The organism is Sphingomonas caeni (assembly GCF_026013415.1).
In the GTDB taxonomy this organism is placed as follows: domain Bacteria; phylum Pseudomonadota; class Alphaproteobacteria; order Sphingomonadales; family Sphingomonadaceae; genus Sphingomonas; species Sphingomonas caeni.
Genome location: NZ_JAPDOK010000007.1, coordinates 126,559 through 152,672 on the forward strand (window position 1 = coordinate 126,559; position 26,114 = coordinate 152,672).

Consider the following 26,114-nt stretch of genomic DNA (forward strand, 5'->3'; position numbering starts at 1 on the left):
GGCTATTGCCTCCGCCGCTCTAGCAGCGACGTCCAGTCCGGTCACCGTCACCCTGCTAGCGAGTAGCAGATGGACCGACTGCGAGGACACAATCGATGGGCTTTCCGGCGCGCGTAGCTCGGCTGCGGCATTTCTCCAAAGCCTCGGTATTCGCCTGAGCGATCCACAAAGCTTCAGCCAAGGCCATCCAGCGTGAGGGGCTCGACACCTGAAGAAGACGCTCCCCCGCACTCCAGCCGTCCTTTCGCAGGATCGCCGCTGCCTTCGCCTCCGGCCAATGCCAGCTCTCCGGCGCTGACTGAGCAATCCTCGTCGGGACGACCGTCCCAAACCAAAATCCCACGATCAGCGCGGCCGTCGCGGCCCCGATGACCCAGAACTTTTGTGTGTCGGAAGTCCTCGCGGAAGCTACTAGGCCGTTCAACGACTCTATCGCCGTACCAAGCTCTCGATTGGCGTTGCTCCACGCCTGATGGTCGGCTGCGCGCACGCGAGCGCCAGCCTCCACGATCTGGGGCGCTATCGTCTCCGGGGTAAGCGCGACGCCTGGCTTCGCGGCGAGGAAATGGAATGCTTCCACGACCTTGCCCCACCGCTCGTGGATCTTGGCCAAATCCGGGCCGTAATCTCGCGTGTGCAGTTCCTGCTGTCGCGCCGCGAACCCTTCCACGGCGGCAGTCAGCCCCGCCAACTTCCGGCTCATCGCCTCGAACGCAACTTCCGGATCGTCAATCTCGGTGGCGGGTTGGATGGTGGTTTCAGCGTTCATAGTCCGATCCCAAGATTGCGCCCTCGCTCGATCGAGAACGTCAGTTGCTGGATGACCGATCGCGTGCGCGCCTGATCGCCGATCGCGGCGCCGATGCCGCCGTCGCGGCTGCCGGGTGACCATTGCGGCGACCATTCGCGACCGAGCAGCTGGCTGCCGCGGCGGCTGAGCGCAGCGCCCAGCGCAGGGTCCTTTTCGAGGCTTTTGGCCATGGCGCGCATGCGGTTCTCGACCGCACCGCGCGCGTCCTCGTTCTGCCAACCGCCGAGCTTGTCGCGCTGCGCGCGGAGCTGCTGCCAGGCCTGCACGAACCGATCGGCGCGCAGTTCGGGATTGGTGCGCAGCTCCGTCTCGAGCTGCATCTGACGGATGGCGTTGGCCGTCCGACCATTGGCCGCCTCGCTCACCAGTCCCGGCTCGCGCGCGAATGCTGCCTCAAGATCGCTGGCCCCGTGCTGGTGCATGGCGTCGAGCGCCCTCTCGGCCTGCACCTTGGCGGCCTTCTGATATTCGAGTGCGGGCAGGCCTTGCTGGGTCATGCGGCCGATGTCCTGCACCGCGCGGGCATAGCGCTGGACCGCGGTTCCAAGACCGCCCCCCCGCTCGACTGGCGCGCGCTCCGCCGGCGCCTGAAGCTTGAGCCCGTCGAACCGGCTGCGCTTCGGCACGTCCGCGGCATCGGGGACACGCAGCCGCAGACCCTCGAACCGTCCCCGCCGTTGTAGTTCGGGCGCAGCGTGGCTCGGATCGACCAGACGCTCACGCGCGAGGGTATCAAGAATTCTGGAGCGGTCGAACCCACGCCGCTCGGCAAAGCGGGTCGCTCCCTGCTCATAGTCGAGCGCGCTGTCCTTCGGCCGATCGCGCGACAGCGTGCGCGCAAGGCGATCGCCATCGGCGAAGTCATCACGGCCGTAGTGGAGACGCACCGCGTCGCGGTGCCGCGACAGCGCGACATAGGCGGCGTGCCGGTCGAGCCCAGGCGTCGCCAGCACATGCGCGCGATCGACGGTGACGCCCTGCGCCTTATGGATCGTGGCGGCATAGCCGTGCGTGACGTCCGAGTAGTCCTTGAGGTCAAACGCGACATGCCGGCCATCGTCCAGCCGCACTGCCATGCGGCTGCGATCAACCTGTTCGACGGTGCCGAGAGAGCCATTCTTGACGCCCAATTCGCGTTCGTTGCGAAGGAACATGATGCGGTCTTCGGCCGCAAACAAGCGCTCGCCGCGCGTAGTTTTGACGGCAATATCAGTGACTAACGTACCATGTTGCTTCATCCTATCCCGGGCCAGCCCATTCAGTTCGTCGCATTCTTCGTTGGTATGCGTCAGGATGATGCGCGAGCGCGCCGGATCGTCGATGCGGTCGCGGTCCCAGCGCTCGATCAGCGCCTCACGCGCCGCCGCGCGGGTCTCCGACTCGACCACCATTCCAGCTTTGCGATAGGCGTGCAGCGCCTCGGCGGTGCGCCCGGTGGCGAGTTGGCGCGTGGCGTCGCGCTGCCAGTCCTCGCGCTGGCGGCGGACCTCGGTGATCTCGATGCTGCCGTGCCGCTCGGCGATCGAGCGGAACGCGGCGCCGGCCTCGATTGCCTGTAGCTGCTCGGGATCGCCGACCAGCACGACCTTGGCGCCGCGCTTCTCGGCCTCCGCGATCACGCGTTCCATCTGGCGCGAGCCGATCATGCCGGCTTCGTCGATCACCAGCACTTGGCTGGAGGTGAGCAATTCCCTCCCCTGCGACCATTGATGTTCGAGGCTGGCGATCGTGCGCGAAGCGATGCCCGAACCGCTCTCCAGATTCTCGGCGGCAATGCCGGATAGCGCGAGGCCCTGCACCCGGTAGCCGGCGCGCTCCCATGCCTCGCGCGCGACGCCGAGCATGGCGGATTTGCCGGTGCCGGCATAGCCGATCACCACGCCGATATCCCTGGAGTTGGTAACATGCTCGAACGCCGACCGCTGCTCGGCGGAAAGCATCAGGCCGCGCCGCTCGGCACTAGCGATGGCGTGCTCCCGATCCCGGTCAGCGACACGGTGGCGCTCGCGCTCGGCGAGCGCTTGCGTCTCGCGCGCGAGACGCTGCTCGGTCTCGATCATGTCGCGGCTGGTGAACCGATCCTCGCCGCGCCCGTCCTTGCCGAGCGCGACCAGCTCGGATGAGCCGCGAACCGCGGCCATCACCTGGTCGAACTGGTCCTTTCCTTCGCTATGCCGATGCGCGAACATGGCCAGGTCGCGCGCCGTGAATGTCGCCTGGGTGCGCGTGATCGCGTCGAGCGCGAGTCCGGGATGGGCGATGATCTTCTCGCCGTTCGAACGAGCGATCTCGCGATGCTCATCGAGGCGCTCGGCCTCGAGCCCCTGCGCCGCCATGCGTGCAGCGGCCGGGCCGATCTTGTGCTGCGCCTCAAGATCGATCCCCTGCGCTTCCAATGAGCGATGGTCGATCCTCACGTCGATATCGAGTGCGGCAAGTCGCTGGTTCGCGTGCTCGGCCCAGCGCTCGCGCCATTTCTCCAGCAGTTCGGTGCGGTTCCAGTCGCGGTTCTTCTTGCCGAACCCCTCTTCGCCGACCTCGCGCATCGTCAGCATTACGTGCGCGTGCGGCTTCGCCAGACCGTCGGTGCCGATATCCCAATGCACATTGAGATCGGCGATCATGCCGCGGTCGACGAACTCGCGCCGTACGAAGTCGCGGGCCAGCTCGATCCCCTGCTCCTTTGTCATCTCCCGCGGGATTGCGAACTCGATCTCTCGGGCGAGCTGCGCATCGATCCGCTTCTCGGTCGCCTCGACCTCATTCCACAGCTTCTCACGATCGGAGAGATGCTCGGGGGCGCCGTCCGGCAACATCACTTCGGAGTGGACGACGCCGGCCTTGCTCGAGAAGTCGTGGTGACGATCGAGCCGCTGGTCATGCAGCCGCGAGGCCGAGCGATACGCCGCCGACGCCAGTGCACTCGAACCGGCAGCGCGCGAGATGACTTTGGCGGAGAAGTGGTAGATCGCCATGGCGACAATCCACTTACACTATTCAAGCGACGTTGGCACAACGTATAAGCGCGCCCTCGAAAGAATTCATCTTTCTCGGGACACGTTCGTCCCACGATGTTCCACTGTATTTACGCTGATCGACGGAGTTACTAACTGACGCGTTCTTCATGTGCAACTGAGGACAGCGTCATGCGTAAACCCCGCGACTATGATTCGGAGCTGAAGGTGCTCGGCGACAAGGCTCGGCAGCTCAAGGAACGCAAGGTGCAGCAGCTCGGCGAACTGGTCGCCGCGACCGGCGCCGATGCGCTGCCGATCGAACAGCTTACTGGCGCATTGCTGAGCGCAGTCGACAGCAACGACGCCGCCACCAAGGAGGGCTGGCGCAAGCGGGGCGCGGCGTTCTTTCAAGGCTCGCGTCGGACCGGCGGCGGCGCTCGCCGGGACACGCGCGGCGCTCAGGCGGGTGACGGCGGCCCGTCACCGGCTGAACGCCAGGATCGCGCGTGACGACAGGCGCGAGTGGGTCGTGAAGCGCCGCGAGCGAACACGCCAGCTGATCGAGCTCGGCGGCCTCGTCGCCAAGGCGGGACTCGTCGAACTCACCGACGACGATCGCGCCGTGATCTTCGGCCTGATGGTCGAAGCCGCGGCAACATTGCGTGACGAGCATCGCGAGCAAGCGCTGATCTTATGGCGGCGTCGCGGCAAGCGAGCGTTTGAACAATCTCCCGCCGATTAAGCATCTCGGCGGTTGAAATCGAAACGCGCGTTCGACATGGAGCAATTCAACGGGGGGAACGGTGCTCCAAGGCGTCAACGTGGTCGCCACACAATTGAACGGGAACCCTCATGTCCGATGAAAACTCTTTGAACGCGGTTGAGCTCGCGACCGAACTCACGATCGCGTGGCTCGGCAACCAGAACAACCGCGTCTCCGCCGAAGACGTGCCGGCATTTCTGCGCACGATGCACGCTACTGTTACTGAGTTGGCCGGTGGTTCGTCCGCCCCTTTGGAAGCTGCGGAGGACGCTGCATCCGAGCAGGAATTCACGCCCGCGGTGACGGTTCGGAAGTCGCTGGGATCGAAGGACCACATCATCTCAATGATCGACGGCAAACCCTACAAGACCCTCAAGCGGCACCTGTCCGGACATGGGCTCACGCCCGAGCAATATCGTCAGCGCTACAATCTGCGGCCCGACTACCCGATGGTCGCCGAGAACTATTCGGCGGCGCGCCGCGAAATGGCGCACAAGATCGGCCTTGGGTCAAAGGGGCGACAGGCCAAAGCAGCGGCGGTGCCAACTCCCGCTGAGAAGCCGAAGCGCACCCCGCGCAGGCCCAAATCTGCCTGAGGAATGCGAGCGACGCTCGGCTAAGCCGCGCGGCGCGCATCCGCTATGAACGCAATGCCCCGAGTTGGGACTTTCCCACCCGGCAGCTATCGGGAGCTCCGAAACGGATATCTGGCGCTCAATATGCCGCCAGCCGCTCCAAGACGATGGTGAAAGCGAACGTCGCGAACCGCGCCGTAAAGGGTTCCAGCTCCACCTGCCGGCGTCAGCCGCCGGACTCGCCGCCACGGGAAGGCCGCGCTTACCTAATTGCCGACGCCGTCAAATCTCGTTGTAGCCAAGCTCCTTCAGGATATCGCCCCACTCGTCCAGCGCATCGCCGAACGCGTTATAGCCGGGCTCCGCGTCGGGGCTGGGATGTTGACGCAGGGCGATGTCCCACCAGACCTGATCTTTGTGCTTGTGCATGAAGGCGAAGAGCTCAAGACCGTCTTTGCAGGCGTCCTTGTCGGCCCCTAACGGCAGCGGCGCGAAGCTAGCTAGCATGGCGACGCCATTCTCCCACCCGATGTCGCGGTAGTCGGCGTGCTTGTAGGTGTTGGCGATCGCCTCAATCGCCGCCTGCCAGTGCACGCGCGACGATATCCAGCTGTTGAAGTCATCGGTGCTAGTGAGGCCAGCCGGCAGCTTCCTGTCACCGGTGCGCACGTCGCGGGTCAGCGCCTTCCGCGTCCAGTCGCGCAGCGCCACCATCGCCACGCAGAAGTCGAGCGCGGTATAGACCACCGTTTCGGTGTCGCACGGACGTGCCATAATGGCGTCCTCGTACCTGTCGAAGTTCCAGTCCGCCTTGCGGAACTTCTCCCATGGCGAGCGGATGGAAGTGAGGAGCTCAGGATGCTTCGCCCATGGGTGCGGGCCGGAGGTGCGTCGTGTCATTCGCGGGTAGATAGGCGCTGGCCGGCTATGCCCAAGCGAATGTTGGCCTGCCCGTCGAAATATATTGCGGCTGAAGAAGCCGAATCCCTACGGTGGGTGCATCGAAAGGATCAACAACGTGAACATCAATCGTGACACCTGGCACCGACTGGTGCCCAAGAATGCGACGTTCGGCCTGCCGTGCCCGGCATGCGCAAACGGCAAGCTGAAGCTCGACACAACCGGCGTGAACATCGTCGAACCCAAGCACTCGATCGACTATCGCGACGATCAAAGTTGGGAGCCCGACAACGTGGTCGAACGCTGGTCGGCGCGCCTCGTCTGCGACGAAGCGCCCTGCGGCGAGATCGTCCACCTAATCGGCGATATCGAGACGGTGGAGGTCGACATTGATGATGGAGACGGCCAGACCTACTGGGGCGCGCGCGAGGATGTGCTGCGCGTTCGGGCGGCGTTTCCGGCACCGCCGCTATTCCGTATGTCCAAGAACGTGCCCTCACGCGTGCGCCGCGAACTGGATCTTGCCTTTCGGCTCTACTGGGCGGACACGTCGGCGTGCGTGGCGCGGCTCCGGACCGCCGTCGAAGCGCTGCTCGATCACCAGAAGGTGCCGACCGAACGGCTGATCAAGAACGGTCCGAACAAGAGCAAGATGAAGCGCATGGACTTATATGAGCGCATCAAGGCGTTTACCGCAGGGGCGGCCCATGAGGGGCAGCTCGACGGCCTCCGTAACATCGGAAATCTCGGCACTCACGGCGGCGAGGATGTCAATGACGAGGATCTGTTCGATGCGCTGGAGGTGCTGCAGTTCGCCCTGACGGGGATCTACGACACCAAGTCGATCAACGCGAAAGCGGCGAAGCTGCAGTCGAAGAAGGCGGGAGACTGACGACGGGCCGCGATCTCCTGGACTGCCGACCGCGCATGATCGGCCGGTTTCGGGGGAAGGCGCCAGCCAGCGGAACGGCCGGGAGTGGAATCGAAAGCGGCCACCACAAATAACGCTCAAGCTCCAGCCAGCCGCCGGTCGCAGACGGCTCTCACAAGCGCCTGAAGCTCGGCGACGTGCTCGCCGAGCCAGCGCAGCTCCTCGTCGCTGATCTCATAATGCGGCGAGTATCGGGCATTTACATACGCTTGCCGTAGCAACTCGAAGCAGCGACGACTGAACTTGTCGGCGCGCGGCCATGCGGCAATCAGCTCGGGCGCCACTTCTTCGCCGTGGGATCGCAGGAAGTTCAGCTTGTGCGATTTTGGACTGTAGAGCGTCAGCACTAGCAAGACACAATGATAGAAGCGCTCAGTCGCTTGATGTAGTTCGAATGCGGCTTCGTTTCTCCAGCCCTTCTGCGCGTGGCCGATCCCGGTTTCAAGATAGCGTCCGGCGCTTTCAAACCACCTATCATAGTGCACCCGTGCTTCAGCGAGCGCCTCTTCCGGCGGCAGCACACGCGGCGTCGCTAGTTCAAAACCTTCGGCCTCGTAGAGCGCGATTCCTTGTCGTGCGATATCGACAAAGAACGGCCGACCATGGGTCAGCTGGTCGTTCACGTCCGACAGGTCATGCACTATGAAATTGACCGGCGCGCTCAGCGCCTCGTTGATGGTGGCATCGCGCATCAGCCGGTCGTCGGCCTTGCCCCAATATTCGACCGGGTCGGTCAGCTTGGCGTCGTTGACGACAACGAGGATGTCGTAGTCGGATTTGTAGCCGCCGACCGGATCGTCGACCCAGTCGCCACGCGCATAGCTGCCATAAAGGATGACCTTGAGGATGCGCCCGCGCTTCTTCCATGGCTGGGTCGCAAGCCCGATCTCGCGCTCGAACTCCTCGAACAGCACGCGCACGACATGCTGCAATTCGCGCTGCTTCGAAGCTGGCAGATGATCGAGGTCGGTCTTCATGCTCGTACTCCTAACCCGTGGCGGGACAACCGCAAACCTCGCCGGGCCGAAGCCCGGCGAGATCCGGATCAGCGGCGCCACCAGCGCCGGGGTTGCCGGTCCATGCGGCGGGCGATGCTCACAAGCGCCCTCGCAATCTCCCGCTCTACTTCCCGGACGGTTAGGCCGGTACGCTCGGCGATCTCGACATAGCTCATGTCGTCGAACCGGGCGGCGAGGAAGATTTCGCGCTGCAACCGGGGCAGCTTGCGGACCGCCCGCTCCATCCGCTTCCTGGTTTCAGGATCAGGATCATCGGTCATGATGTCCTCCAACATATTGAGGAAAATCTGGCGGCGCGGCGGCCGCCAGACTGGATCAGGCCGCGTGACGCAGCGGCTCGGGCTCGGGTGAACCTGCCAGCTCGGCGAGGCTGGCCGCCCGGCTAACGGTCGCGACACCACCGCGCTCGGTGTAGGCGGCTGGCGGAAACGCAATCCACTTGGGCACCCAGCCCTCGACCTTGGCGCGTCCGTTCTCGCCGGTGAGGCAATCCCGCACGATCTTGCGCTTGACCTTGCCGGTCGCAGCCTCGTTGGCATCGGCGACACTCTCGCCCGCCACGTCCGCCAGCACATGGTGCAGCACCTCGCGGTCGCGGATCATGTCGAGCAACGCGTCGTCACCTTGCCAGACCTTGGCCATGCCGGTGCCGAGCATCGGACCCAACACTTCGATCAGCGCGCTGCCCGCCTCGAGCGTCTCGCCCATGACGATCGCCGCCACGTCCATCACCGCCGGATCGGGAAGCTCGACAAGTCGGACGAACAGTCCTGCCACACCATGCTCGCCGTCATAGCTGCCAGTCACCGTCGGCGTTTCGGGATCGAACCCGAGCACCGCCAGTACCACCCGCCGCTTCTCGTCGAACGCGGCCTCGGCTGCGCAACTCTCGACGCTCTCGGCAATCGCATCGCTGTGCGCCCGCTGCGCCTCGATCCGGACATTCCACAGCGAGGAACCGGCGATAACGTGGGCCACCATCAACCGCAGCGCCAGCGACGGTCGGCTGGCAAGGTCGGCCCGAACAGCCGCGTGCCGGTGCAGGTCGATATAGTTCTGGATCGGGCTGCTGACCTCGGGCCGGATCGGCTTCTCCACCGCCTCGCCCTTGTCGCGCTTCCGTGCTTCCTTGAGCGAGACATAACCCTCGTGGATTGCCACGTCCCCGCGCGCGCCGACTGCGATGAACACCTTGCCGCCCTTGCGCTTAGGGCACCGCTCATGCTCCCAGCTGTGGAACTGCTCGCCGGTCGGCAGCATCACAACCTCGGTCCATCCGGCTTCGCGGTAGCTCTCCCCCTTGGCCTCGATGGCAGCGTTCTGCGCGGTCCAGAAGCTGGCGCTGTCCGCGAAGTACCGTTCCTCGCCGAATAGGTCGGAAACGATTTCGCCGTCGTAGCTGGCAAGGTCGAACAGCGCCGCGCTGACCGGGATCGACGCGCCGCCGAATAGCCATGCCTTGAGCTGATAGCCGGTCGGGCAATAGGCCTCCGGGTCGTCGAGCAACGCCAGCCATTCGCGCTGCCGCGCCTTGGACGCGAGGGTCAGGTGCCGCACGGTCGAGACGTCGATCTCCCCCTTGCGATAGAGGGTGCGGATGCGTGGCAAGAGATTGCCGAGCGCCAGCGTCCGCTTCACCTGCAGCTCGGTCAGCCCGAAGGTGAGCGCGATGTCCTCGGGCGAGCGTCCCTCGCGGACCAGCCGCGTGAAGCTCTCCCATCGGGTGACTTCGTCCGGGTCAAGCCGCGCGACATTCTCGATCAGCGACGCCTCCAACGCCGCCGCGTCGTCGCCCGCCGCCATCACCGCGCACGGCAGTGGCTCGCTCTCGCCGCTCTCCTCCGTGATTGCCAGCGCCGCATGATAGCGCCGCTTGCCCGCCACGATCTCGAACCGGTCCTCGCTCTCCGAAGGCCGCACGATCAGCGGGACCAGCACGCCCCGCGCCCGGATCGACGGCAGGATGTTGGTGATGTCCGGCTTTCCCTTCGCGCGCATGTTGGCAGCCGAAACGGAGAGATTGGCGATGTCGATGTGCTTGAGTTCCATCTTCCTACTCCTTCAAAACACCGCAACCGGCGCCGGAATGGCGGGGTGGGCGGCAGGAGCGAACCGGCAGTCCCGCCGGCAGAGGCGGGCCGCACCCGAAGGGCCGCAACGAAGAGGAGGAGCTGCGCGCAGCGCAGCTTGCGGCACGCCGCGGCGGGACTAGAGGGTAGCGACGCCCACCCCGCCAGATCGAAGCCGGAGGCCAACGCCACCGCGCCCAGGCGCGGTGACCGCAGCCACTCAGCGCGCAGCGCTGACCGGGCTCAACAGAGCCCAGCAAACACGAACTCTCGAATCCGGGCGTCCGGCGCGGCGGCGTGCGCGCGCATGCTGTGCGCCAGCCGCCGCCGTGCCCCCCGGCCGGATCGAGCGTGCCACGCGGAAACTAAAAACGCTGCGACCTCTGGCGGGTTCGCCAGACCCCGCCAGTGCGCGCTCAATTGATCCCCGCGTTCCGCTCGCCGGGCGCCAGCCTGCCAATGCGTCATGCGATCGACACCGGCATCGGCCGAGACGCCGAAGAGCGACTCGGCGCCGCGATTCGCGGCGTAGAGCGCGGTCACGCGAAGCGTGAGACGCCCTGAGACTTCACCTGCCTTGGCCTCGATCTACGCCAGGGTACCTTTTTGCCGCCAGACGCCGCCAATGCCTGCACGTGCCCCGGAGGGGGTCTTTTCACGGGCCGAATTCCGTCTCAACTTTGCCGAGGGAGCACCACTCAGGCGTACTCAATGTAAGGTGATACCAATGCAGACCGACACCCCCGACCGCATTCTCCGCGTCAAGACCGTCCTCGCCCGAACTGGCCTCAGCCGGTCGACCATGTACCGGAAGATGGAGAATGGAACGTTCCCCCGGAGCATCAAGATCAGCGCTCGGTGCGCGGGTTGGAGGGAGTCCGCTCTCATTGAATGGATGAAGAACCCGATGTTCTACAACGTATCGGAAAGCCCGTAGCGCGCTCGATCTATTAGTAGAATATACAACGGCAACGATGCCGCTTACCGGAATGTAGCTTTTTTAGTTGCTGCCCCCTGTTCCAGAGCACAAAATCCAATCTACGCGTGGAAATAGACTTCAGATCACTGCGGATCGTCGCAGCTATCAACTCGGAAAAATGAACCGCGCACGCTCGCAGTTCTACTTCTTCTGGTGAGCCATTAGCAATGAGCTCTTCATTCTCGATACGAGATTCGAGCCAAGGATGTAATTGAATGATCTTATCCATCCTCAAGACATACGGAAGCACGTTGTCAGCAAACACCGTCATGTCATCGAGATCAGGAAACGTAAGAAGCGGGTGGCTTGGCTCAGCCAAGTCCATGTCTTGCAGCAATATCTGCGCTCTCTTGTAAAACGGGATGACGTCCCCGAAATACAAGGCGACATCTTGGAAAGGCTTCATAGTCACCAATGCGCCTATTGCCTCTTCAGCTGTCTTACTTCCCCGCAAAAATCCGAGATAATCGCCATCAAAATTAGTAGTTACCCATTCCCCCAAACATCTCCAAGCGTAAGAAAACAGCTTCATCAGTTCAGATGCATGAGCATTATTCAACGGCTGCTCAAAAATTCGCGCACATGTATCCGCAGATATCTGTGACAATTCCAAACTCGAGGGGATACCGGCGCTCTCCAAATGCGATTTTAGCCGGCTGGCGACCGTAAAATATCCAGACAGCCCCTCTCCCTTATCCATGTATGGGAAGTAGCCAGAACCGAAGTTAATCGCATCGAGGAGAATGAAATACCGAAGAGTGTCGTCCCCACAACCAAGGAGGTGTTCCTCCGGTGAATGGTTCAAAAGCTCAGCAGTGCTTAGATCAAGCCGCTCAGGGTACATGAGGAGAGCATCCATGTCGACTTTCACCCACGACATGGACTCAACGACTTTCTCGCTTGCTTCCTTGATTCCATCAAAGAGAGACATGTCTCAGCTCGTCCGCTTAAGTTCAGTTTGAATTGCGCTCATCATTTCCATGATGGCCGGTATGCGCCTCCTGCGCAGAAAGGAGCGAATGACTCCGCTCCCGTAGCGGCTGGAGGCCCGCCCAAGCTCTCCGACGACCCCTGCTCCAGGCTGGATTCCATTAGCCACTTTTCCAGCATCTCGCATCAACTCAGATACTAGGTTGGCTTGCTCCTGGAAATTCCTGTCGATTTGCGTTTCTAGGAGAGCGCGAATCGTTCCCTGGTCGAATACTGCTGACAGGGGTGGCACACGCGTACGCCGGGACAAGTCCCATACCAGACGCTGAAACTCCCTCCTGAACGCCGACACCATCTGTCGATGGCGTCCGTCGTACAGCACCCCATGCGTCCGCTCGAGATCATCATAAAGGAACTTTGTAAGAAGACTACCCGACAGAAAAATGGAGAGAAATGTGTACAGTGTCGAGAACGAAATCAGGTACCTATCAAATCCGCCTCTAGTAAATCTGAAGTCAAAGCTTTCAATTTCCTCATTGAACCCCGCTATAATATTTCCATAGTCCAGTGTCCCGCTAGTCAAATATATTGAGTTCGTAGCACGCCATATTGGGACGAAGTTTTCTGTAGGCACTGCGTTTCTCAGTCTCCTCACAAATTCTTCGTGAAAAAACGGAACTCCTTCGATATGGGCGCGCTTGAGTACCTCTAGATACTCAACGGCTAACGCAGGACTCTTGAGACTGATATACTCTGCAAATTTTGGAAAGGTGATAACGTTATTTTTTGACTCTTTTAAAGAATCCACGGGTATAGTTTTGGAAGCGGGTATCTTCCGTAAAAATCCTTTGCTCCTTGGGTATGTTACGGCTGACGTGCTTGCTGATCGCGAAGTGATTCGCTCGTTGTCCTCATAAGCGTCAATACCAGGAAAGGAAGAGACTCGGATCGCATCTCGTTCGAGAAGGTATAAAAACTCCCTGCTTCCAACCACCGCATCTACGATATGCTCTTGATCTCCAATGCTTTGGGTTAGAAGGTGCGTTCTAGGAACATATATCTCTTCAAATAAGAGCGAGAATATCCTCAACTCCCTTTTATGCTTTTCTATATCGTTGGTAACTATATTGCCAGCAAAGTCAGACAGAACTGAACCATAATATCTAGAATACCAGAAGTTACTGTAGTAGACCCCCTTGTAGTAGGGGTTTGGATCTGGGCCGAATGCAGGAGGTTCCGACATGGAAGGCGCCTCAAGAACATGATTAAACGCCAACTGTCCCCAAGCAGCATACGTAGCGGGATTGGGCCCCAATGTCGAACCATGAAGTTTGGGTAGCAGCTGCTCGCTAGATCAAACCTTTTGCAGGCGCGACTTTCTCCTGTGCAGTCCCTGCAGTCGGGTAACCTCCTTGCTCCATGCCGCTAATGCCGCTCGCTTTTCGTCGAAATAGTGGTGCCGCTGGTACACGCCGACGATGCCGGAGCGCGCGCCGGACAAGTGGTTGAGCACGGCCTCGGTCACCTCAAGACGGATCCCGAGCCTCTGGAGTCCTGTGGCCGTCGTTCGCCGGAGGTCGTGCAGCGTCCAGTGCGGGACCGGTCGCCCGACCTGCTTCTCCAGAGCAGCGCGGATGCGCGCCATCGCCTTGCTGAATCCGCTCGGCCCCACCTCCCAATTTCCGCGCGCGGGTAGCAGCTTGTCGCCGCGGTCATGGTCGAGGAGTGACTCGATGATCGAGACAACAGCAGGCGCGCAAGGCACCAAATGGGCCACGCCGTTTTTCGCGCGTTCGCCTGGGATTGTCCAAAGCGCACGTTCGAGGTCGAACTCGGCGCCTTCGGCTTCGAAGACCTCGTTCCGCCGCTGCCCGGTGAGCAGAAGCAGCTGGATTGCGGGTCCGAACGGTGCGCCTTCGGCTTCGAGCACATGCCAAAGGGCACCGATCTCCTCGTCCGAAAGCACGCGCTCGCGCGGCTTGGGCTTGGGTGGGCGTCCCGCGTCACGACATGGGTTTCCGGGTAGCCGATCGAGCCGGGGCAGCGCCCACGTGTAGAAGGCGGAGAAGTACGCTAGGATATTCCGCGCCATGACCGGCGTTCGTTGCGCGACGTCATCAATGAACCGAGTGATTTCGCTTCGGGTGATGCCGTCGGCGGCCCGGTCACCAAATTCGGGCAGAATGTGGCGTTTAAAGACCCTCTCGATCTCGCCGATCTTTCGCAGCTCAGCCTTTGACTGCTTGTAAGCCGGCCAGAGCGCGTTGACCGTGTATCCGGTCGCGCTCCGCTTTTGCGGTTTTGGCAACGCAGCCACCGGGTCGGCCTTCATCTCGACATCCGACAAGATCTGTCGAGCCTTCTTCCGCGCCTCCGGGAGCGTAAGGCGTTCCGAATAGCGTCCCAGCGTGATGTTGCGGTTCTTGCCGGCCACCCGCTTGCGGAGCACGAAAGTCTTCGCGCCGGAGACGCCGATTCGTACCCGTAGGCCGGGAACGATGGTATCGGGGTACTCGACCTGGCCCGTGGCTGGCGGCTTGAGCGCCATGATCTTAGCATCGGTGAGCGCGCCGCTGCCTGGTTTGCTACCTGTCGCGCGACCCGTCGGTTCGGGGCGAACCGGTCGCCCTATCTTCTCGCTACGTTCTTGCGTGGCCATCTGATTTCCACTCAGTTTTGCGCACCTCGACCGCTACCTAAGGTAGCATTTGACCGAAATAGCTCGGGATCGAATGAAACATCATGGCACGTAAGTTACTGAAATCAAGACATAGCTGGATGTCTTGAAACCTATTTGGTTCAACTCTTAATCAGCGGGTCCTAGGTTCGAGCCCTAGTGCGTCCACCATCCTTCAGTGACTATCGCGGAAATCAAGGCGCAAGCTCAAGGCGTCGGGATCGTCCGCATTCCGTCCGATTGGCTCAGGCTGCCTCGGCGAAGGATTGTCCGAGCAGCGCCGCCAGATCGGGCGCGGGGACGGGCCGGCTGATCAGATAGCCCTGCACCATGTCGCAATGGATCGCGCGCAGGAAGGCGAGGCATTCGATATCCTCGACGCCTTCGGCCACGACCTTGAGTCCCAATTCATGGGCGAGATCGATGGTCGAGCGCACCAGCGCGCCGTCGCTGCGGCTCTGATGGGCGAACTGGACGAAGCTGCGGTCGATCTTGAGCTCGCTCAAGGGGAGCTGCTTGATATAGCTGAGCGTCGATTGGCCGGTGCCGTAATCGTCCATCGAGATGGCGATGCCGAGATCGCGGAACGATTGCAGCGCCGCCGCGGCTGAAGCGGGATCGGTCATCGCCGCGGATTCGGTCACTTCGAAGGTGAGCAGCTGGGGCGCGATGCCGCTCGCGTCGATCAGGTCGCGCAACGCGGCGATGAAGTCGGATGCGCTGAGCAGCTTGGCCGAGAGATTGACCGCGCCGGCAATCTCATGCCCCGCCGCGCGCCAGACCAGCAGGTCGGCGATCGTCTGCCCGACGACGTGCAGCGTGAGGCTCGCGATGCGGTCGCTGCGCTCGGCCAGCGGGATGAACAGATCGGGGCACAGAAAACCGCGCGTCGGGTGGTTCCAGCGGACCAGCGCCTCGACGCCGCCGATCCGGTCGGTCCCCAGATCGAGCTTGGGCTGGTAATAGACCTGGATCTCGCCCTTGCCGACCGCCTCGTCGAGTTCGCCGAGCAGCGACAATTCGCGCTCGAGCGCGTCATCGTCGGTGGCGTCGTGATAATGCCAGCTCCGTCCCTCCGCGAGCGCATGATCGGCGGCGAGCGCGGCGCGGGCGATCGTCTTTTCGGCATGTTCGCGCCGCTCCCCGGCGGCGACGCCGAACGCCAGCGTCACGTCGACCCGCCGTCCGCCCACTTCGATCGGCGAGAGCATCAGCGTGCGGATCGTGGCGAGCTGAGCCTCGATCTGGGTCTCGTCCAGGCTGCACCAGGCCAGCACGCGGTTCTCGATCCGATGAACCAGGCTGCCCTCGGTGACGGTGGCGATGCGATCGCGGACGCGGCGGACCATTTCCGACGTCCCCTCCGCGTCGAGGCTGGCGGCGAGCCGGTCGAAATCGGCAAAGCGCGCGGCGACGATACCCATGCCCTGCCCGCTGCGCAGGGCCTCACGCAGCGCGAGGCGATTGGGCAGGCCGCTGCGGGCATCGTGCAGGCTCCTCCGGCGTGCCGCGCGCAGCATCCGCATGGCGGTTGCCGAGAGAAAGGCGGCCCCGATCGGTGCGAGTGCGGGCACGACCGGGAAGTGCGTGTTCCACAGGCTGTCGGCCAAGGTCGTCGCGCCGAAGACGAGCACGGGCGACCAGGCGGCCGCCGCGCCCAGCAACAGGCGCGACCTTGCCGCCAGGATGATCCAGGAGAGCAGCAGGCCGAGCAGGAGCGGCAGCTGCCACCCCGCCTCGACGGGCACACCGCGCCGCAGCGTCTCCGCCGCCATCGCCTGGATCACCACGCCGGGGATCACGCCGTAATTGGGCGCCGCATAGCGGTCCCCCATCTCGATCGCGGTGGCGCCGATGACGATGTCCTTGCCGGCGATGGCCTTCGGATCGAAGCGGCCGTCGCGGATGTCGATGAAGCTGTGGCGCGGAATCGTGTTCGGATCGATCGCATAGTCGATCGGGAAATCCTGGTCCGCGGCCCCGTTCGCGCCCGCGATCATCGCCGAGAGCGAGGGGCGCGGCGTGCCCGCGGTCATCGTGCCCAGCGGCGCGCGGCGGATGGTGCCGTCCGGATCGGGCAGGATGCTGACCGCGGCGAGCATCGCGTGATCGCGCAATTCGGGGATCGGCAGCGAGTCGGTCCACCCCGCTTCGCCGCCGCCGGACTCCTGGCCGAAGGTGGGGAGGATCACGCGCCCGCCGGCCCGCTCGAGCGCCCCGGCAAAGGCCGCATCCTGCTCGGGCACCGAATGCGAGGAGAAATCGACGTCGAAGGTGACCGAAGCGGCGCCCGCTTCGCGCAGCCGATCGATCAGCACGGCATAGTTGCTGCGCGGCCAGGGCCAGTGCGCGATCGCGGCGATGCTGCGCGCGTCGATCTCGACGATATGGAGCTGTCCGCTGGCGGGATGCTGGCGGGCCCTCCAGCGCGCTTCATCGGCGAAGCGTTCGAAAGCGCTTCCAAATCCCGTGAACCCGACGAGCAGCCCGGCCAGGCCGCACAAAGCGAGCGCCATCCAGCGCCAGCGCTCCTGCATCCAGCCGAAAAGACCCGTTCGTCCCATCCCCATCGGCCCTTTCTAGCCGATGGAGCCTAACGCCAGGTCAATGGCGGCAGAACTCAAGGCTTGGTCCCGTGACCGTTGCCATTGCCATTACCGTTGCCGGTCCCGCCATTGCCGTTGCCCGTATCGGTCCCGCCGTTGCCGTTGCCATTACCGTTCCCGGTTCCGCCATTGCCGTTGCCCGTATCGGTCCCGCCGTTGCCGTTGCCATTACCGTTCCCGGTCCCGCCATTGCCGTTGCCCGTATCGGTCCCGCCGTTGCCATTGCCGTTGCCGTTGCCGTTCCCGGTCCCGCCATTGCCGTTGCCCGTATCGGTCCCGCCGTTGCCATTACCGTTCCCGGTTCCGCCGTTGCCGTTTCCGCTTCCAGTATCGGTCCCACCGCTACCGTTGCCATTGCCGCCGGCGCCGTCACCATTCCCGGAACCGCTCCCATTGCCGGTTCCTTTATCCGAACCGTTCGCGCTGCCGCCGCCGGAGTCCTTCGCGTTATCCGATCCATCGCCGCTGCCCGAACCGCTTCCGGAACCATTCCCGTTCCCATTGCCGCTTCCCGAGCTGGCGCCGTCGTCGGATGCGCCCTGGCTGCTCCCGTTGCCGCTGCCCGAGCCGTTCCCATTCGCGTTATTGCCCGAGCCCTTGCCGGCATCGCTACCCTGCGCATTGCCCGAGGAATTGCCGTTGGCGCGAACCAGCGCGACATCGGCGCTCGCCACCTGGGTGGTGCCGCCGACCAGGCCGTCGGTCGCCTTGCCCAGATCGGCGGGCCTCGCCGCGATCGTCTCGGCGATCACCTCGCTGCTCTGCCCGCTGCCGGCGGTATCGGCCGGATTGGGCACCGCCTGTTCGGGCGGCGGCGCGCCCGGGGCGGGCGCCTGCCCGCGCTGCGGCGAATCGACATTGTGACTGTCCTGGCCCTGCACGCTCAGCCGATAGCGGTCCGACGCGCTGACCGTGGCGAGGATGCCGGGGCGGATGATCTCGCTCGCGCCGTCATCAAGGGTCGAGGTCTGGACCGCGCCCTCGAGCACCTGCAACGACGCGCCGTCCGCCGTCACCGTGATCGAGAAGGTCGTGCCCTTCACCACGGCGGCGAGATAGGGGGTGCGCACGCCGAAATGCGGCTGGGGCAGCTTCTCGATCTGGAAGACGACATTGCCCCATTCCTGGATCACCGCGAACCGGCCGCCCTGGGTCTGCTGCGCGGTCGGGATGCGAACGCGGCTGTTGGCCGAGACGGTCGCGAAATCCTTGCCCCGCACCATCACCGCGCGCGAGGCCGCGCCGGTGGTGAGCGTGCCGCCCACCGGCACCACGGTGCCCCGCTTCGCGGGATGATCGCCGCTCGCGTCATGCACCACGACCTTGCCCGCCGCTTCGCTGACGACCCAATTGGCCCCCTGCGCATGCGCGACCTGCGCAAAGACAAGCATCAGTGCCGCGCCGAGCAGCTTCACGAACCCGTTCATTGGAAAACCCCCAATATGGACCCTCGCTCATAAAGGGGGATGATTGCGTTATCCTTCTGCCCCGTAGTTAACGCACTCTCAATTTGACGATTTCGTAAGAGCTTAACTGCTATCTCCGTCACTTACGAGGCGGGCTAGGTAATGATACGTAGGCGTGCGGCGCGGGCCGTAATCTTCATTTCGGGTCTTTTCGCCGCGCTCGCGACCGCAACGCCCGCCTGCGCGCAGGACGCGCTCGACCGCACCGATCCGAACCGCCGCGACCGCGAGGAAACGGTCCCGCAAGCGACGCCTTCGAGCACGCCCGTTCCGATCGATGTCGATGCGCCGAGCAGCGCCCAGGCCGACACCGGCCCCGAGGTGCTGGTCGGCGCGGTCACCCTCACCGGCCTCAAGGCGCTGACTCCCGCCGATTTCGCCGATATCATCGTCCTGCGCGTCGGCCAGACGCTGAGCCCCGCCCAGCTCGCCCAGCTCGCCACCGACCTCGCCGCCCGCGCCCGCGCGCGCGGCTATATCTTCGCCACCGCCTGGATCGAGCCGCAGCGCATGTCGAACGGCGTCCTCGTCGTCCATATCGACGAGGGGCGGATCGACGAGATCCGCTTCGATGGCCCCGTCTATCCCTCGGTCCAGCGGTCGCTCGCGCCGCTGGTGACCGGGGAGCCGGTGCTGGTCGGCGATGTCGAGCGCCGGCTGATGATCGCCGGCGACATCGACGGCATCCGCATCCGCGGCAGCCGCTTCGTCCGCGAGAATGGCAAGGGCGTGCTGATCGTGCGCGTGACGCAGGATCGCGTCGCGCTGCGCGCGCAGGTCTCGAACGAGGGCACGCGCCCGCTCGGGCCCATCCAGGCGCGGATCGATGTCGATATGAGCGCGGTCATGTTCTCCGACGATGCGTTCACCGTCACCTGGTCCGGCACCCCGATCGACCCCGCGGAGCTTCAGTTCGGACGGCTGCGCTATGCCAAGCGGCTCAATCGCGACGGCGCCGAGCTGATCCTCGTGACTTCGGGCTCGCAAACCCGGCCGGGCTCCTATCTCAACCCGCTCAACCTCGACAGCCGCAGCTGGTATGTCAGCGCCGAGCTGCTCCAGCCGCTCTACCGCCGCCGCAGCGCCAGCCTGTGGCTCAGCACCGAATTCGGCGTGCGCGATCTCGTCCAGCGTCGCGGCGGCGTCCGCGTCCGGCACGACCGGACCGCGGTGGGGCGCATGACGCTCTATGGCTATACCGACTTCGCCGGGGGCCGGCTGCGCGCGAGCGCGACGCTGTCGCATGGCTTCGGCGTCTTCGGCGCGACCGAACTCGGCGATCCCCTCGCCTCGCGCGCCGATGCCGACGGCACCTTCACCAGCCTCAGCCTGTGGACCGACTGGACCGGCAATCTCGGCAGCAATTTCAGCCTGCGGCTGGCGCTCCAGACCCAGTTCGCCACCGATCCGCTGCTCGTCACCGAGGAAGCGGGCCTGGGCGGGACCGGCTTCCTGCGCGGCTATGACTGGAGCGAGCGATCGGGCGACCAGGGAACGATGGGCTCCGCCGAACTCCGCTACAACTGGCCGAGGCCGTTCAACGCGATCCCGCGCGCGCAACTCTATGTGTTCGCGGACGGCGGCAAGGTGGCCAATCTGGAGAGCGGCCTCGGCAGCGGCGAACTCTATTCGGCAGGCGGCGGCATCCGCGCGGATCTCAGCAACAGCTTCGGCGCGAATTTCGAAGTCGCGATGCCGTTGAGCGGGCCGCGCTACGACACCGGGGACGAGTCACCCAAACTCAATTTCCGGCTGGTGCATTCCTTCTAGCTTCTCAGCCGAACACGCTCTTGGGAATATGGGTGATCCGGCACGCCAGGTCCGCCTCGCCCGACGCCACGACATAGTGATCGCCGCCATCGGCAATGCCCGTCGTGAAGACGACATCGCTAAGGTACATCTGATGCTCGATCGGCCGGGTCAGTTCGGGCGAGGCCTCGAGCAGCGGCGCGCCGCCGCTGCGGATGATCCGCGAGGGATCGCCGCGGTCGAGCAGCGACCAATAGGTGCGGTAGATGCCGACAATCTCCTTGGGCTCGACGCCGTGCCACAGCGTCAGCCAGCCGGCATCGGTGAGGATCGGCGGTGTCCCCCCGCCCATCCGCGCGGTCGCGACACTATCCGAACGCGGGCGGATGCCGGGATCGAGATACGGCCGCCAATGGCGCCCGTCGGGCGAGGTGGCGAGGTTGATCGACGGGCCGGCGCGCCACTCGCTGCCCGGCGGATAGGCGAAATAAAGGTCGCCGAGCGGCCGGGTCTGCGCCCAATAACGGCCGCCGATCAGCCCTTCGAAGATCAGCATGTCCTTGTTCTGGTGATCGAGCACGATGCCGTCGAACCGCCAGTCGAGCCCGTTCGCCGACGTGTAGAGCGTGGTCGAATGCCGCTCGGGGCTGACCGAGCAGGTCGTCATCAGCCATTCGTCCCCGACCCGGCTGATCCGCGCATCCTCCACGCCATAGCATTGCCAGCTGCCCTGCGGCGAGACGGCGCGGTCGTAATGGATCGCCACGCGTTCCAGCCCGTCGGGGCTCAGCTCGACCGGCAGCAGCCAGCTGAGCGAGGTCAGCGCCATGATTTTCCAGCCGCCGCCATGGAGCATGAATTTGCGGGGGTCCGCGGTGTCGGCGAGCTCGAGCGGCCAGCCGTCGAGCATATAGCGGCCATCGGCCCAGCGGATCGCATGCACCTTGCCGTCCCGGATCGGCTCGCGCAGCGCTTCCGCCACTCGGACCATCATCAGCAGATTGCCGTTCGGCAGCCGCGTCAGCCCGGGATTGAACGCGCCGAGCACATAGGTTTCGGCGTCGAGATGCCCGGCCAGCGGCGAGCGCGACAGATCGATATCGTCGGGGACGAGGACCAGCCGATCGACCGCAAAACCGCTCATCGAAGCTTCTCCCTATCGGCCCGAACAAAGTCCCCGGGGACCAGGATTCGGATCATGCGGGCGTTGCCGCCCGGCCTCAAGCGGTAGCGACGTTGAGCGCGCGCGGCTGGGCCGGGGGCAACCCTTCGGCTTCGGCCTGCGCCATCAGCTCCTCCTTGCGCGCGAGCATCGCGTCGCGCAGCGCCACCAGATCGACATCGCCGGCCTTGCGGCACTGGGCGAACATACCCTCGGACGGCATCTCCTCCTCATGGACATGGTGCTTGATCTCCTCGGAGAGCACCTTGACCTTGGCGTCATAATAGTCGTCGTCGGGGCCGCCCGCCTCGATATCGTTGATCAGCACCTTGGCGCCGTCATGCTCGACATAGGCCTCCCGCAGGAGATCCTCCTCGATCTTGCCTTCGAAGGCGGGGTAGAAAATCTCCTCCTCGATCGCGGTGTGAATCTTGAGCTCGACGCAGATCCGGTGCGCCAGCTTCTGCCTGGCGCCCGATCCGCTCGCATTTTCGAATTGCTCGAACAGTTCCTCGACCTTGCGATGGCCCGCCTTCAGCAGCGCGATCGCGTCACTATATTCCTGATCTGCCATGGAAATTCTCCGATATGCCGTTGCCGCGTCCAAAGCGCGGGCAAGGCGGCCGGTTCCAGATGCGAGCGACTCTCAAAGAGCAACGCCGCTAGCGCCAGCGCATCGCTTCGGCGCGCTTCCAGGCGCGATGGAGCCTGGCGTGCGGCGTATCGGCGCCGATCCGGACGGTCGTGTCCTTCCACGCGTCGGCCGCTGCCATCACATGCGCGGTGCCGGGGCTTGGCGAGAGCTCATGGCTCCAATTGGCGATCGCCTCGGCGTTGAGCAGTGCGAGCGCGAGCGTGGTGATCGCCAGGACCAGCACCGTCCAGCGCAGCGCCCCCGCGCCGCCATCCGGATCGGCGCTGAGTTCGACCGGAAAATCCTCACCGTCCGTCATGACCCCTCCTCAAAAGCGGAAATAGATGAAGGGCGCGATCCCCTCGTAGCGCATCGCATCGACCACCAGCATCAGCACCGTCAGCCCCGTCGCGGCGACCGGCACGGGCAGCGTGCGCATCCGCTCGGCAACGCCCTTCAGCGCGTCGCGGGGGAGCGCGTGGATCGCCAGCCCGAACAGGATCAGCGCCACCACCAGCGGCGTCGCGCTGGTCGCGCTATCGCCCGCGGGCATGACGATTCCGCCCAGATAGGCGAGCGCGTCGCCGAAGCTCGCCGCGCGGAAGAAGATCCAGCCGAGCGTCACGACATGAAAGGTCAGCACGATCTTCGCCCAGCGCGGCAGCGTGATCGCCCAGCGTGCCGACGAGCGCGACCAGGCCCGCTCGACCGCGAGCGCCACCCCGTGCAGCCCGCCCCAGATCACGAAGGTCCAGGCCGCGCCGTGCCACAGCCCGCCGAGCAGCATGGTGAGGATCAGGTTGCGATAGACCTTGCGCTCGCCCCCGCGATTGCCGCCCAGCGCATCGATATAGAGATAGTCGCGCAGCCAGCGCGACAGGCTGATATGCCAGCGCCGCCAGAATTCCTGGAGCGAGGCCGAGCGGTAGGGCCGATCGAAATTGCGCGGAAAGCGATAGCCGAGCAGCGCCGCGATCCCGATCGCCATGTCCGAATAGGCCGAAAAGTCGCAATAGATCTGCACCGCATAGCCATAGGCCGCGAGCATCAGGTCGAGCGGCGAATGCATCGCCGGGTTGGCGAAGACGGGATCGACGAACTGGGTCGAGAGCTCGGACGCGATTACCGCCTTCTTGAACAGCCCCCACACGATCAGCAGCAACCCCATCGACACCATCCCGCGATCGAGCCTTGGCGCGGACTGGAGCTGCGGCACCAGATCGGCGGCGCGCACGATCGGACCCGCGACGAGGTGCGGGAAGAAGGACATGAGCAGCAGCACGTCGAGCACCGATGCGGGCCGCACCCGGCCCTTCGAGACATCGACGAGGTAGCTCATCCCCTGGAAGGTGAAGAAGGAGATGCCGACGGGCAGGATCACCTGCATCAGCGCGGGGTCCTGGCGCGATCCCAGCAGCGCCATCAGGCTGATCGCCTGGTCCGCGAAGAAATCGAAATATTTGAAGAAGCCGAGGATGGCGAGGTTGAGCGCGACGCCGGCGATCACCAGCGCGCGCTTGCCGCGCCCCTCCGCGCTGCCCGCGACAAGCCGCGCGACGCCCCAGTTCATCAACGCCGACAGGATCAGCAGCGGCACGAAGCGCCAGTCCCACGCGCCATAGAAGAACCAGCTGGCGACGAGCAGCAGCAGCTTGCGCCACTCGTTCGACCGGACCGACCAGACCGCGGCGAACACGAGGAGGAAAAACAGCCCGAAGGTGAGCGTGGGGAACAGCATCTAGTGCATCTCCGCCATGGCGCGGTCGAGATCGGCCTGGAGCCTCGCCGCGACGATCGCGCCGCCGGAGGCGAGCAGGTGGACCTTGTCGGCACGCATCAACCCAGCCGCGGCCCAGCGCGCCGCGCTGCATGGACCGCCCATCGCCGCCTGCCAGTCCCACCAGGCGATGTTCATCTCGCCCGCCACCCGGCGCTGGACCGCGCGGACCTGCGCCAGCGCGAGCGGGACGAAGAGCGGCGGCGTGCCGGTGCCCGGACAGGCCGGGGCGTCGCCGCGCAGTTCTGGAGTACGGCTGAGCGCGTCGGGCGGCCCGAGCAGCAGCAGCGGCACCCCCGGCGCCAGCGCGCGCAGCCGGGCGATCTGGCCGCGCAGCACGGCCTCGTACGCGCCTGTATCGAGCCGCGGGCCGAAGCCCTCGTTGGTGCCGAAGGCCAGCACGATCAGGTCGGGGGCATAGGCTTTGAACTCGACCGCGAGGACATCATCGTCGGTCGTGGCGAAATGCTGGAGCTGCGAGCCGATGATGCCGACATTGGACAGTGCCACGCCGCCATTATCGCGGAACGTGCCCCAGCTGGTCAGCGTCACCGGGCCGTGATCGGCGATCACCTCGGCCTTCATCTGCGGCACCGCGTATTTCAGCGTCGTGCATCGCGGTTCGGCGACGGCGGAATTCAGGTCGAGCTGCCGGTCGCCGTCGGCGGTCCGCACCGTCACGCTGCGCGCGAACATCCCCGCGCCGGCACACAACACGAACCGGTCGAACGCCATGTCCGGCGTATCCGCCGCCAGCGCCATCTCGGCACCCGGCGCATTCGTGCTCAGGCTGAAGCTCGCCAGCCCCAGCAGCGGCCGCCACTCGACCGAGCCCGGCCCGAACGTCGCGCCGACCAGCCAGTCCGGCGACATTGATGCGGTGACGCCCTTGGTCAGGTAACCGGCATAGGGCCGCCCGGGCGGCAGCACCCCTCTGCCGCCATTGCCGTACCTCGCCTGAAGCAGGTCGCGCCACGCGGCGGTGGTGACGTCGCCCGCAGTGTGGCTGTCGCCGATCTGGAGGATATGCACGGGCGGCACCCCGCGCGCCGGGCGCGCCTGCGCCACCCTCGCAAAATAAGGAGCGAGCGTGTCGAAGTTGCAGACCCGTGTGGTGCACGGCGACGCCTGTGTCGCAGCCGGCGACAACAAGGCTGCCGCCGCAAGAATTGCCTTCATCGCCGCGCTGCGGAGGCGGAGTTTGCGTAGAGTTTGCGGCCCGCATCGACATAGCGCCGGATGCGATCGCTCAGGCTCCGCGTGATCCATTTATAGCCGGTCATCGACATATGGATGCCGTCGCCCTCACGAACCAGGGTCCGCGCGCCGGTCACCGGATCGGGGAGATAGTCGGCGAACTGCCCCTTGGCGTCCGACGCGACCGGGCGCGTGTCGATGAAGGGCACGCCCAGCGCGGCCATGCGCTGGGCGTAAAACAGGTTGATCCCCATCACGTCACGGTCGAGCGTCCCGTCGCGCATCCGCGGCAGGCCGACCCAATAGACCATCGCGTTGTGCGCGCGCAGCAGCGCGACGAAGCGGTCGATCCGCTTGCCGATCTGGTCGCACCATTTGGGGCTCAGCAACGCGGCATATTCGCCCTTGTCGGTGATGATCCCCTGCGCGTCGTTGGCGCCGAAGGAGATCACCGCGATGTCGATCGGATCGCTGCCGAGTTGCTCGGATGCGCGATCCTCCAGGTTGAGCCTCTTGTAGCGGGTGAAGCCGGTCGCGGGCTGGCTGAACTTGAGCACTTCATATCCCGCCTTGCCGGTCAGCTGCTGTTGCAGCCCGAACGCGACGCCGTCGCCGAAACTGTCGCCGAACACGGCGATGCGGACCGGTCGTCCTTCCTTGAGCGTCTCGAGCAATTGCCGCTGCGCCGGCTGCAGCGCCTCGACGATCTCGGTCACCCCGCTATCTGCCTTCGAGACCGCATAGCTGGGCGGCGGCGCAGAACTCGCGGGACCCGCTCCCCCCAGAAAGCTGAAGCCGATCGCCGAACCCACGCCCACGCCGAGCAGCAGGACCGTGGTCCGATCGAGGAAGATGTTCGGGAGTTTCATGTGACCTGCCCCACCAGAGTTCTCCACATTTCTGCGCTTCCCC

Annotated in this window: 24 protein-coding genes; 6 read left to right on the plus strand and 18 right to left on the minus strand. The window is 64.5% G+C overall.

The features are described from left to right. Nucleotides 1–55 precede the first annotated feature (55 nt). Both OF829_RS16535 and traA read right to left on the minus strand, forming a co-directional pair. Nucleotides 56–769 carry a DUF6118 family protein gene (locus OF829_RS16535; RefSeq protein ID WP_264941229.1) on the minus strand — a complete coding sequence of 238 codons (714 nt, stop codon included), beginning with the start codon at nt 767–769 and terminating at the stop codon, nt 56–58. Beyond that, entirely contained in the window at nt 766–3,786 is a 3,021-nt protein-coding gene (traA, locus tag OF829_RS16540; protein WP_264941230.1) for a Ti-type conjugative transfer relaxase TraA, read from the minus strand. Before traA ends, OF829_RS16535 begins: the two co-directional genes overlap by 4 nt. A gap of 171 nt (nt 3,787–3,957) precedes the next feature. Between traA and OF829_RS16545 the strand changes: the two genes are divergently transcribed. The 3 genes from OF829_RS16545 (at nt 3,958) to OF829_RS16555 (ending at nt 5,127) form a co-directional block, all read left to right on the plus strand. Further along, on the plus strand, nt 3,958–4,278 hold the full coding sequence (locus tag OF829_RS16545) for a conjugal transfer protein TraD (protein ID WP_264941231.1): 321 nt from the start codon (nt 3,958–3,960) through the stop codon (nt 4,276–4,278). A gap of 19 nt (nt 4,279–4,297) precedes the next feature. Beyond that, nucleotides 4,298–4,510 carry a conjugal transfer protein TraD gene (locus OF829_RS16550; protein WP_264941233.1) on the plus strand — a complete coding sequence of 71 codons (213 nt, stop codon included), beginning with the start codon at nt 4,298–4,300 and terminating at the stop codon, nt 4,508–4,510. A 110-nt stretch (nt 4,511–4,620) separates the two neighbouring features. Continuing rightward, nucleotides 4,621–5,127, plus strand: coding sequence for a MucR family transcriptional regulator (locus tag OF829_RS16555; RefSeq protein WP_264941234.1), 507 nt, complete (start codon nt 4,621–4,623; stop codon nt 5,125–5,127). A gap of 261 nt (nt 5,128–5,388) precedes the next feature. On the opposite strand, the gene OF829_RS16560 is transcribed toward OF829_RS16555, so the two are convergent. Continuing rightward, nucleotides 5,389–6,006 (minus strand): hypothetical protein, encoded by a 618-nt coding sequence (locus OF829_RS16560; RefSeq protein ID WP_264941235.1) that lies wholly within the window; start codon nt 6,004–6,006, stop codon nt 5,389–5,391. 64 nt (nt 6,007–6,070) lie between these two features. Between OF829_RS16560 and OF829_RS16565 the strand changes: the two genes are divergently transcribed. Beyond that, nucleotides 6,071–6,898 (plus strand): DUF4145 domain-containing protein, encoded by an 828-nt coding sequence (locus OF829_RS16565; RefSeq protein WP_264941236.1) that lies wholly within the window; start codon nt 6,071–6,073, stop codon nt 6,896–6,898. Nucleotides 6,899–7,014: 116 nt separating this feature from the next. Here OF829_RS16565 and OF829_RS16570 read toward each other — a convergent pair whose 3' ends face one another. From OF829_RS16570 to OF829_RS16585, 4 genes are all read right to left on the minus strand, one after another. Continuing rightward, on the minus strand, nt 7,015–7,914 hold the full coding sequence (locus tag OF829_RS16570; RefSeq protein WP_264941237.1) for a HEPN domain-containing protein: 900 nt from the start codon (nt 7,912–7,914) through the stop codon (nt 7,015–7,017). A 68-nt stretch (nt 7,915–7,982) separates the two neighbouring features. Next, nucleotides 7,983–8,216: a sigma factor-like helix-turn-helix DNA-binding protein gene (locus OF829_RS16575; protein WP_264941238.1), complete on the minus strand. Its 234-nt coding sequence runs from the start codon at nt 8,214–8,216 to the stop codon at nt 7,983–7,985. Nucleotides 8,217–8,271: 55 nt separating this feature from the next. Continuing rightward, entirely contained in the window at nt 8,272–10,005 is a 1,734-nt protein-coding gene (locus OF829_RS16580; RefSeq protein ID WP_264941239.1) for a ParB/RepB/Spo0J family partition protein, read from the minus strand. A 263-nt stretch (nt 10,006–10,268) separates the two neighbouring features. Next, entirely contained in the window at nt 10,269–10,568 is a 300-nt protein-coding gene (locus OF829_RS16585) for a hypothetical protein (protein WP_264941240.1), read from the minus strand. 184 nt (nt 10,569–10,752) lie between these two features. Between OF829_RS16585 and OF829_RS16590 the strand changes: the two genes are divergently transcribed. Further along, nucleotides 10,753–10,962 carry a helix-turn-helix transcriptional regulator gene (locus tag OF829_RS16590; RefSeq protein WP_264941241.1) on the plus strand — a complete coding sequence of 70 codons (210 nt, stop codon included), beginning with the start codon at nt 10,753–10,755 and terminating at the stop codon, nt 10,960–10,962. Nucleotides 10,963–10,975: 13 nt separating this feature from the next. On the opposite strand, the gene OF829_RS16595 is transcribed toward OF829_RS16590, so the two are convergent. The 5 genes from OF829_RS16595 to OF829_RS16615 all read right to left on the minus strand — a co-directional run bounded on the left by OF829_RS16595 (nt 10,976) and on the right by OF829_RS16615 (nt 18,644). Beyond that, nucleotides 10,976–11,935: a queuosine salvage family protein gene (locus OF829_RS16595; protein WP_264941242.1), complete on the minus strand. Its 960-nt coding sequence runs from the start codon at nt 11,933–11,935 to the stop codon at nt 10,976–10,978. 3 nt (nt 11,936–11,938) lie between these two features. Beyond that, the gene (locus OF829_RS16600) at nt 11,939–13,177 is read right to left on the minus strand and encodes a hypothetical protein (protein ID WP_264941243.1); all 1,239 of its coding nucleotides are present in this window, start codon (nt 13,175–13,177) and stop codon (nt 11,939–11,941) included. A gap of 111 nt (nt 13,178–13,288) precedes the next feature. Further along, nucleotides 13,289–14,593, minus strand: coding sequence for a tyrosine-type recombinase/integrase (locus OF829_RS16605; protein WP_264941244.1), 1,305 nt, complete (start codon nt 14,591–14,593; stop codon nt 13,289–13,291). Between the two features lie 263 nt (nt 14,594–14,856). Beyond that, nucleotides 14,857–17,181 (minus strand): putative bifunctional diguanylate cyclase/phosphodiesterase, encoded by a 2,325-nt coding sequence (locus tag OF829_RS16610; RefSeq protein ID WP_264941245.1) that lies wholly within the window; start codon nt 17,179–17,181, stop codon nt 14,857–14,859. Between the two features lie 50 nt (nt 17,182–17,231). Continuing rightward, the gene (locus tag OF829_RS16615) at nt 17,232–18,644 is read right to left on the minus strand and encodes a FecR family protein (protein WP_264941246.1); all 1,413 of its coding nucleotides are present in this window, start codon (nt 18,642–18,644) and stop codon (nt 17,232–17,234) included. Nucleotides 18,645–18,785: 141 nt separating this feature from the next. On the opposite strand from OF829_RS16615, the gene OF829_RS16620 reads away from it, so the two are divergent. Then, a complete protein-coding gene (locus OF829_RS16620) occupies nt 18,786–20,453 on the plus strand; it encodes a ShlB/FhaC/HecB family hemolysin secretion/activation protein (protein ID WP_264941247.1) in 1,668 nt (555 codons plus the stop codon). A 4-nt stretch (nt 20,454–20,457) separates the two neighbouring features. On the opposite strand, the gene OF829_RS16625 is transcribed toward OF829_RS16620, so the two are convergent. From OF829_RS16625 to OF829_RS16650, 6 genes are all read right to left on the minus strand, one after another. Further along, complete coding sequence (locus OF829_RS16625; protein WP_264941248.1) at nt 20,458–21,576, minus strand: glycoside hydrolase family 130 protein; 1,119 nt, start codon at nt 21,574–21,576, stop codon at nt 20,458–20,460. Nucleotides 21,577–21,652: 76 nt separating this feature from the next. Continuing rightward, entirely contained in the window at nt 21,653–22,168 is a 516-nt protein-coding gene (locus OF829_RS16630; RefSeq protein WP_264941249.1) for a hemerythrin domain-containing protein, read from the minus strand. Between the two features lie 88 nt (nt 22,169–22,256). Further along, entirely contained in the window at nt 22,257–22,547 is a 291-nt protein-coding gene (locus OF829_RS16635) for a hypothetical protein (RefSeq protein ID WP_264941250.1), read from the minus strand. Nucleotides 22,548–22,556: 9 nt separating this feature from the next. After that, nucleotides 22,557–23,966 carry an MBOAT family O-acyltransferase gene (locus OF829_RS16640; protein ID WP_264941251.1) on the minus strand — a complete coding sequence of 470 codons (1,410 nt, stop codon included), beginning with the start codon at nt 23,964–23,966 and terminating at the stop codon, nt 22,557–22,559. Then, nucleotides 23,967–25,046: a GDSL-type esterase/lipase family protein gene (locus OF829_RS16645; RefSeq protein ID WP_264941252.1), complete on the minus strand. Its 1,080-nt coding sequence runs from the start codon at nt 25,044–25,046 to the stop codon at nt 23,967–23,969. A gap of 134 nt (nt 25,047–25,180) precedes the next feature. Then, nucleotides 25,181–26,071 (minus strand): SGNH/GDSL hydrolase family protein, encoded by an 891-nt coding sequence (locus tag OF829_RS16650; RefSeq protein ID WP_264941253.1) that lies wholly within the window; start codon nt 26,069–26,071, stop codon nt 25,181–25,183. Nucleotides 26,072–26,114 lie beyond the last annotated feature (43 nt).

What these genes read in the sequence shown, in the direction of transcription:
- OF829_RS16535 (WP_264941229.1), bottom strand. Translation starts at nt 769, where the DNA reads ATGAACGCTGAAACCACCATCCAACCCGCCACCGAGATTGACGATCCG.
- traA (WP_264941230.1), bottom strand. Translation starts at nt 3,786, where the DNA reads ATGGCGATCTACCACTTCTCCGCCAAAGTCATCTCGCGCGCTGCCGGT.
- OF829_RS16545 (WP_264941231.1), top strand. Translation starts at nt 3,958, where the DNA reads ATGCGTAAACCCCGCGACTATGATTCGGAGCTGAAGGTGCTCGGCGAC.
- OF829_RS16555 (WP_264941234.1), top strand. Translation starts at nt 4,621, where the DNA reads ATGTCCGATGAAAACTCTTTGAACGCGGTTGAGCTCGCGACCGAACTC.
- OF829_RS16560 (WP_264941235.1), bottom strand. Translation starts at nt 6,006, where the DNA reads ATGACACGACGCACCTCCGGCCCGCACCCATGGGCGAAGCATCCTGAG.
- OF829_RS16570 (WP_264941237.1), bottom strand. Translation starts at nt 7,914, where the DNA reads ATGAAGACCGACCTCGATCATCTGCCAGCTTCGAAGCAGCGCGAATTG.
- OF829_RS16575 (WP_264941238.1), bottom strand. Translation starts at nt 8,216, where the DNA reads ATGACCGATGATCCTGATCCTGAAACCAGGAAGCGGATGGAGCGGGCG.
- OF829_RS16580 (WP_264941239.1), bottom strand. Translation starts at nt 10,005, where the DNA reads ATGGAACTCAAGCACATCGACATCGCCAATCTCTCCGTTTCGGCTGCC.
- OF829_RS16590 (WP_264941241.1), top strand. Translation starts at nt 10,753, where the DNA reads ATGCAGACCGACACCCCCGACCGCATTCTCCGCGTCAAGACCGTCCTC.
- OF829_RS16595 (WP_264941242.1), bottom strand. Translation starts at nt 11,935, where the DNA reads ATGTCTCTCTTTGATGGAATCAAGGAAGCAAGCGAGAAAGTCGTTGAG.
- OF829_RS16600 (WP_264941243.1), bottom strand. Translation starts at nt 13,177, where the DNA reads ATGTCGGAACCTCCTGCATTCGGCCCAGATCCAAACCCCTACTACAAG.
- OF829_RS16605 (WP_264941244.1), bottom strand. Translation starts at nt 14,593, where the DNA reads ATGGCCACGCAAGAACGTAGCGAGAAGATAGGGCGACCGGTTCGCCCC.
- OF829_RS16610 (WP_264941245.1), bottom strand. Translation starts at nt 17,181, where the DNA reads ATGGGGATGGGACGAACGGGTCTTTTCGGCTGGATGCAGGAGCGCTGG.
- OF829_RS16615 (WP_264941246.1), bottom strand. Translation starts at nt 18,644, where the DNA reads ATGAACGGGTTCGTGAAGCTGCTCGGCGCGGCACTGATGCTTGTCTTT.
- OF829_RS16620 (WP_264941247.1), top strand. Translation starts at nt 18,786, where the DNA reads ATGATACGTAGGCGTGCGGCGCGGGCCGTAATCTTCATTTCGGGTCTT.
- OF829_RS16625 (WP_264941248.1), bottom strand. Translation starts at nt 21,576, where the DNA reads ATGAGCGGTTTTGCGGTCGATCGGCTGGTCCTCGTCCCCGACGATATC.
- OF829_RS16630 (WP_264941249.1), bottom strand. Translation starts at nt 22,168, where the DNA reads ATGGCAGATCAGGAATATAGTGACGCGATCGCGCTGCTGAAGGCGGGC.
- OF829_RS16635 (WP_264941250.1), bottom strand. Translation starts at nt 22,547, where the DNA reads ATGACGGACGGTGAGGATTTTCCGGTCGAACTCAGCGCCGATCCGGAT.
- OF829_RS16640 (WP_264941251.1), bottom strand. Translation starts at nt 23,966, where the DNA reads ATGCTGTTCCCCACGCTCACCTTCGGGCTGTTTTTCCTCCTCGTGTTC.
- OF829_RS16650 (WP_264941253.1), bottom strand. Translation starts at nt 26,071, where the DNA reads ATGAAACTCCCGAACATCTTCCTCGATCGGACCACGGTCCTGCTGCTC.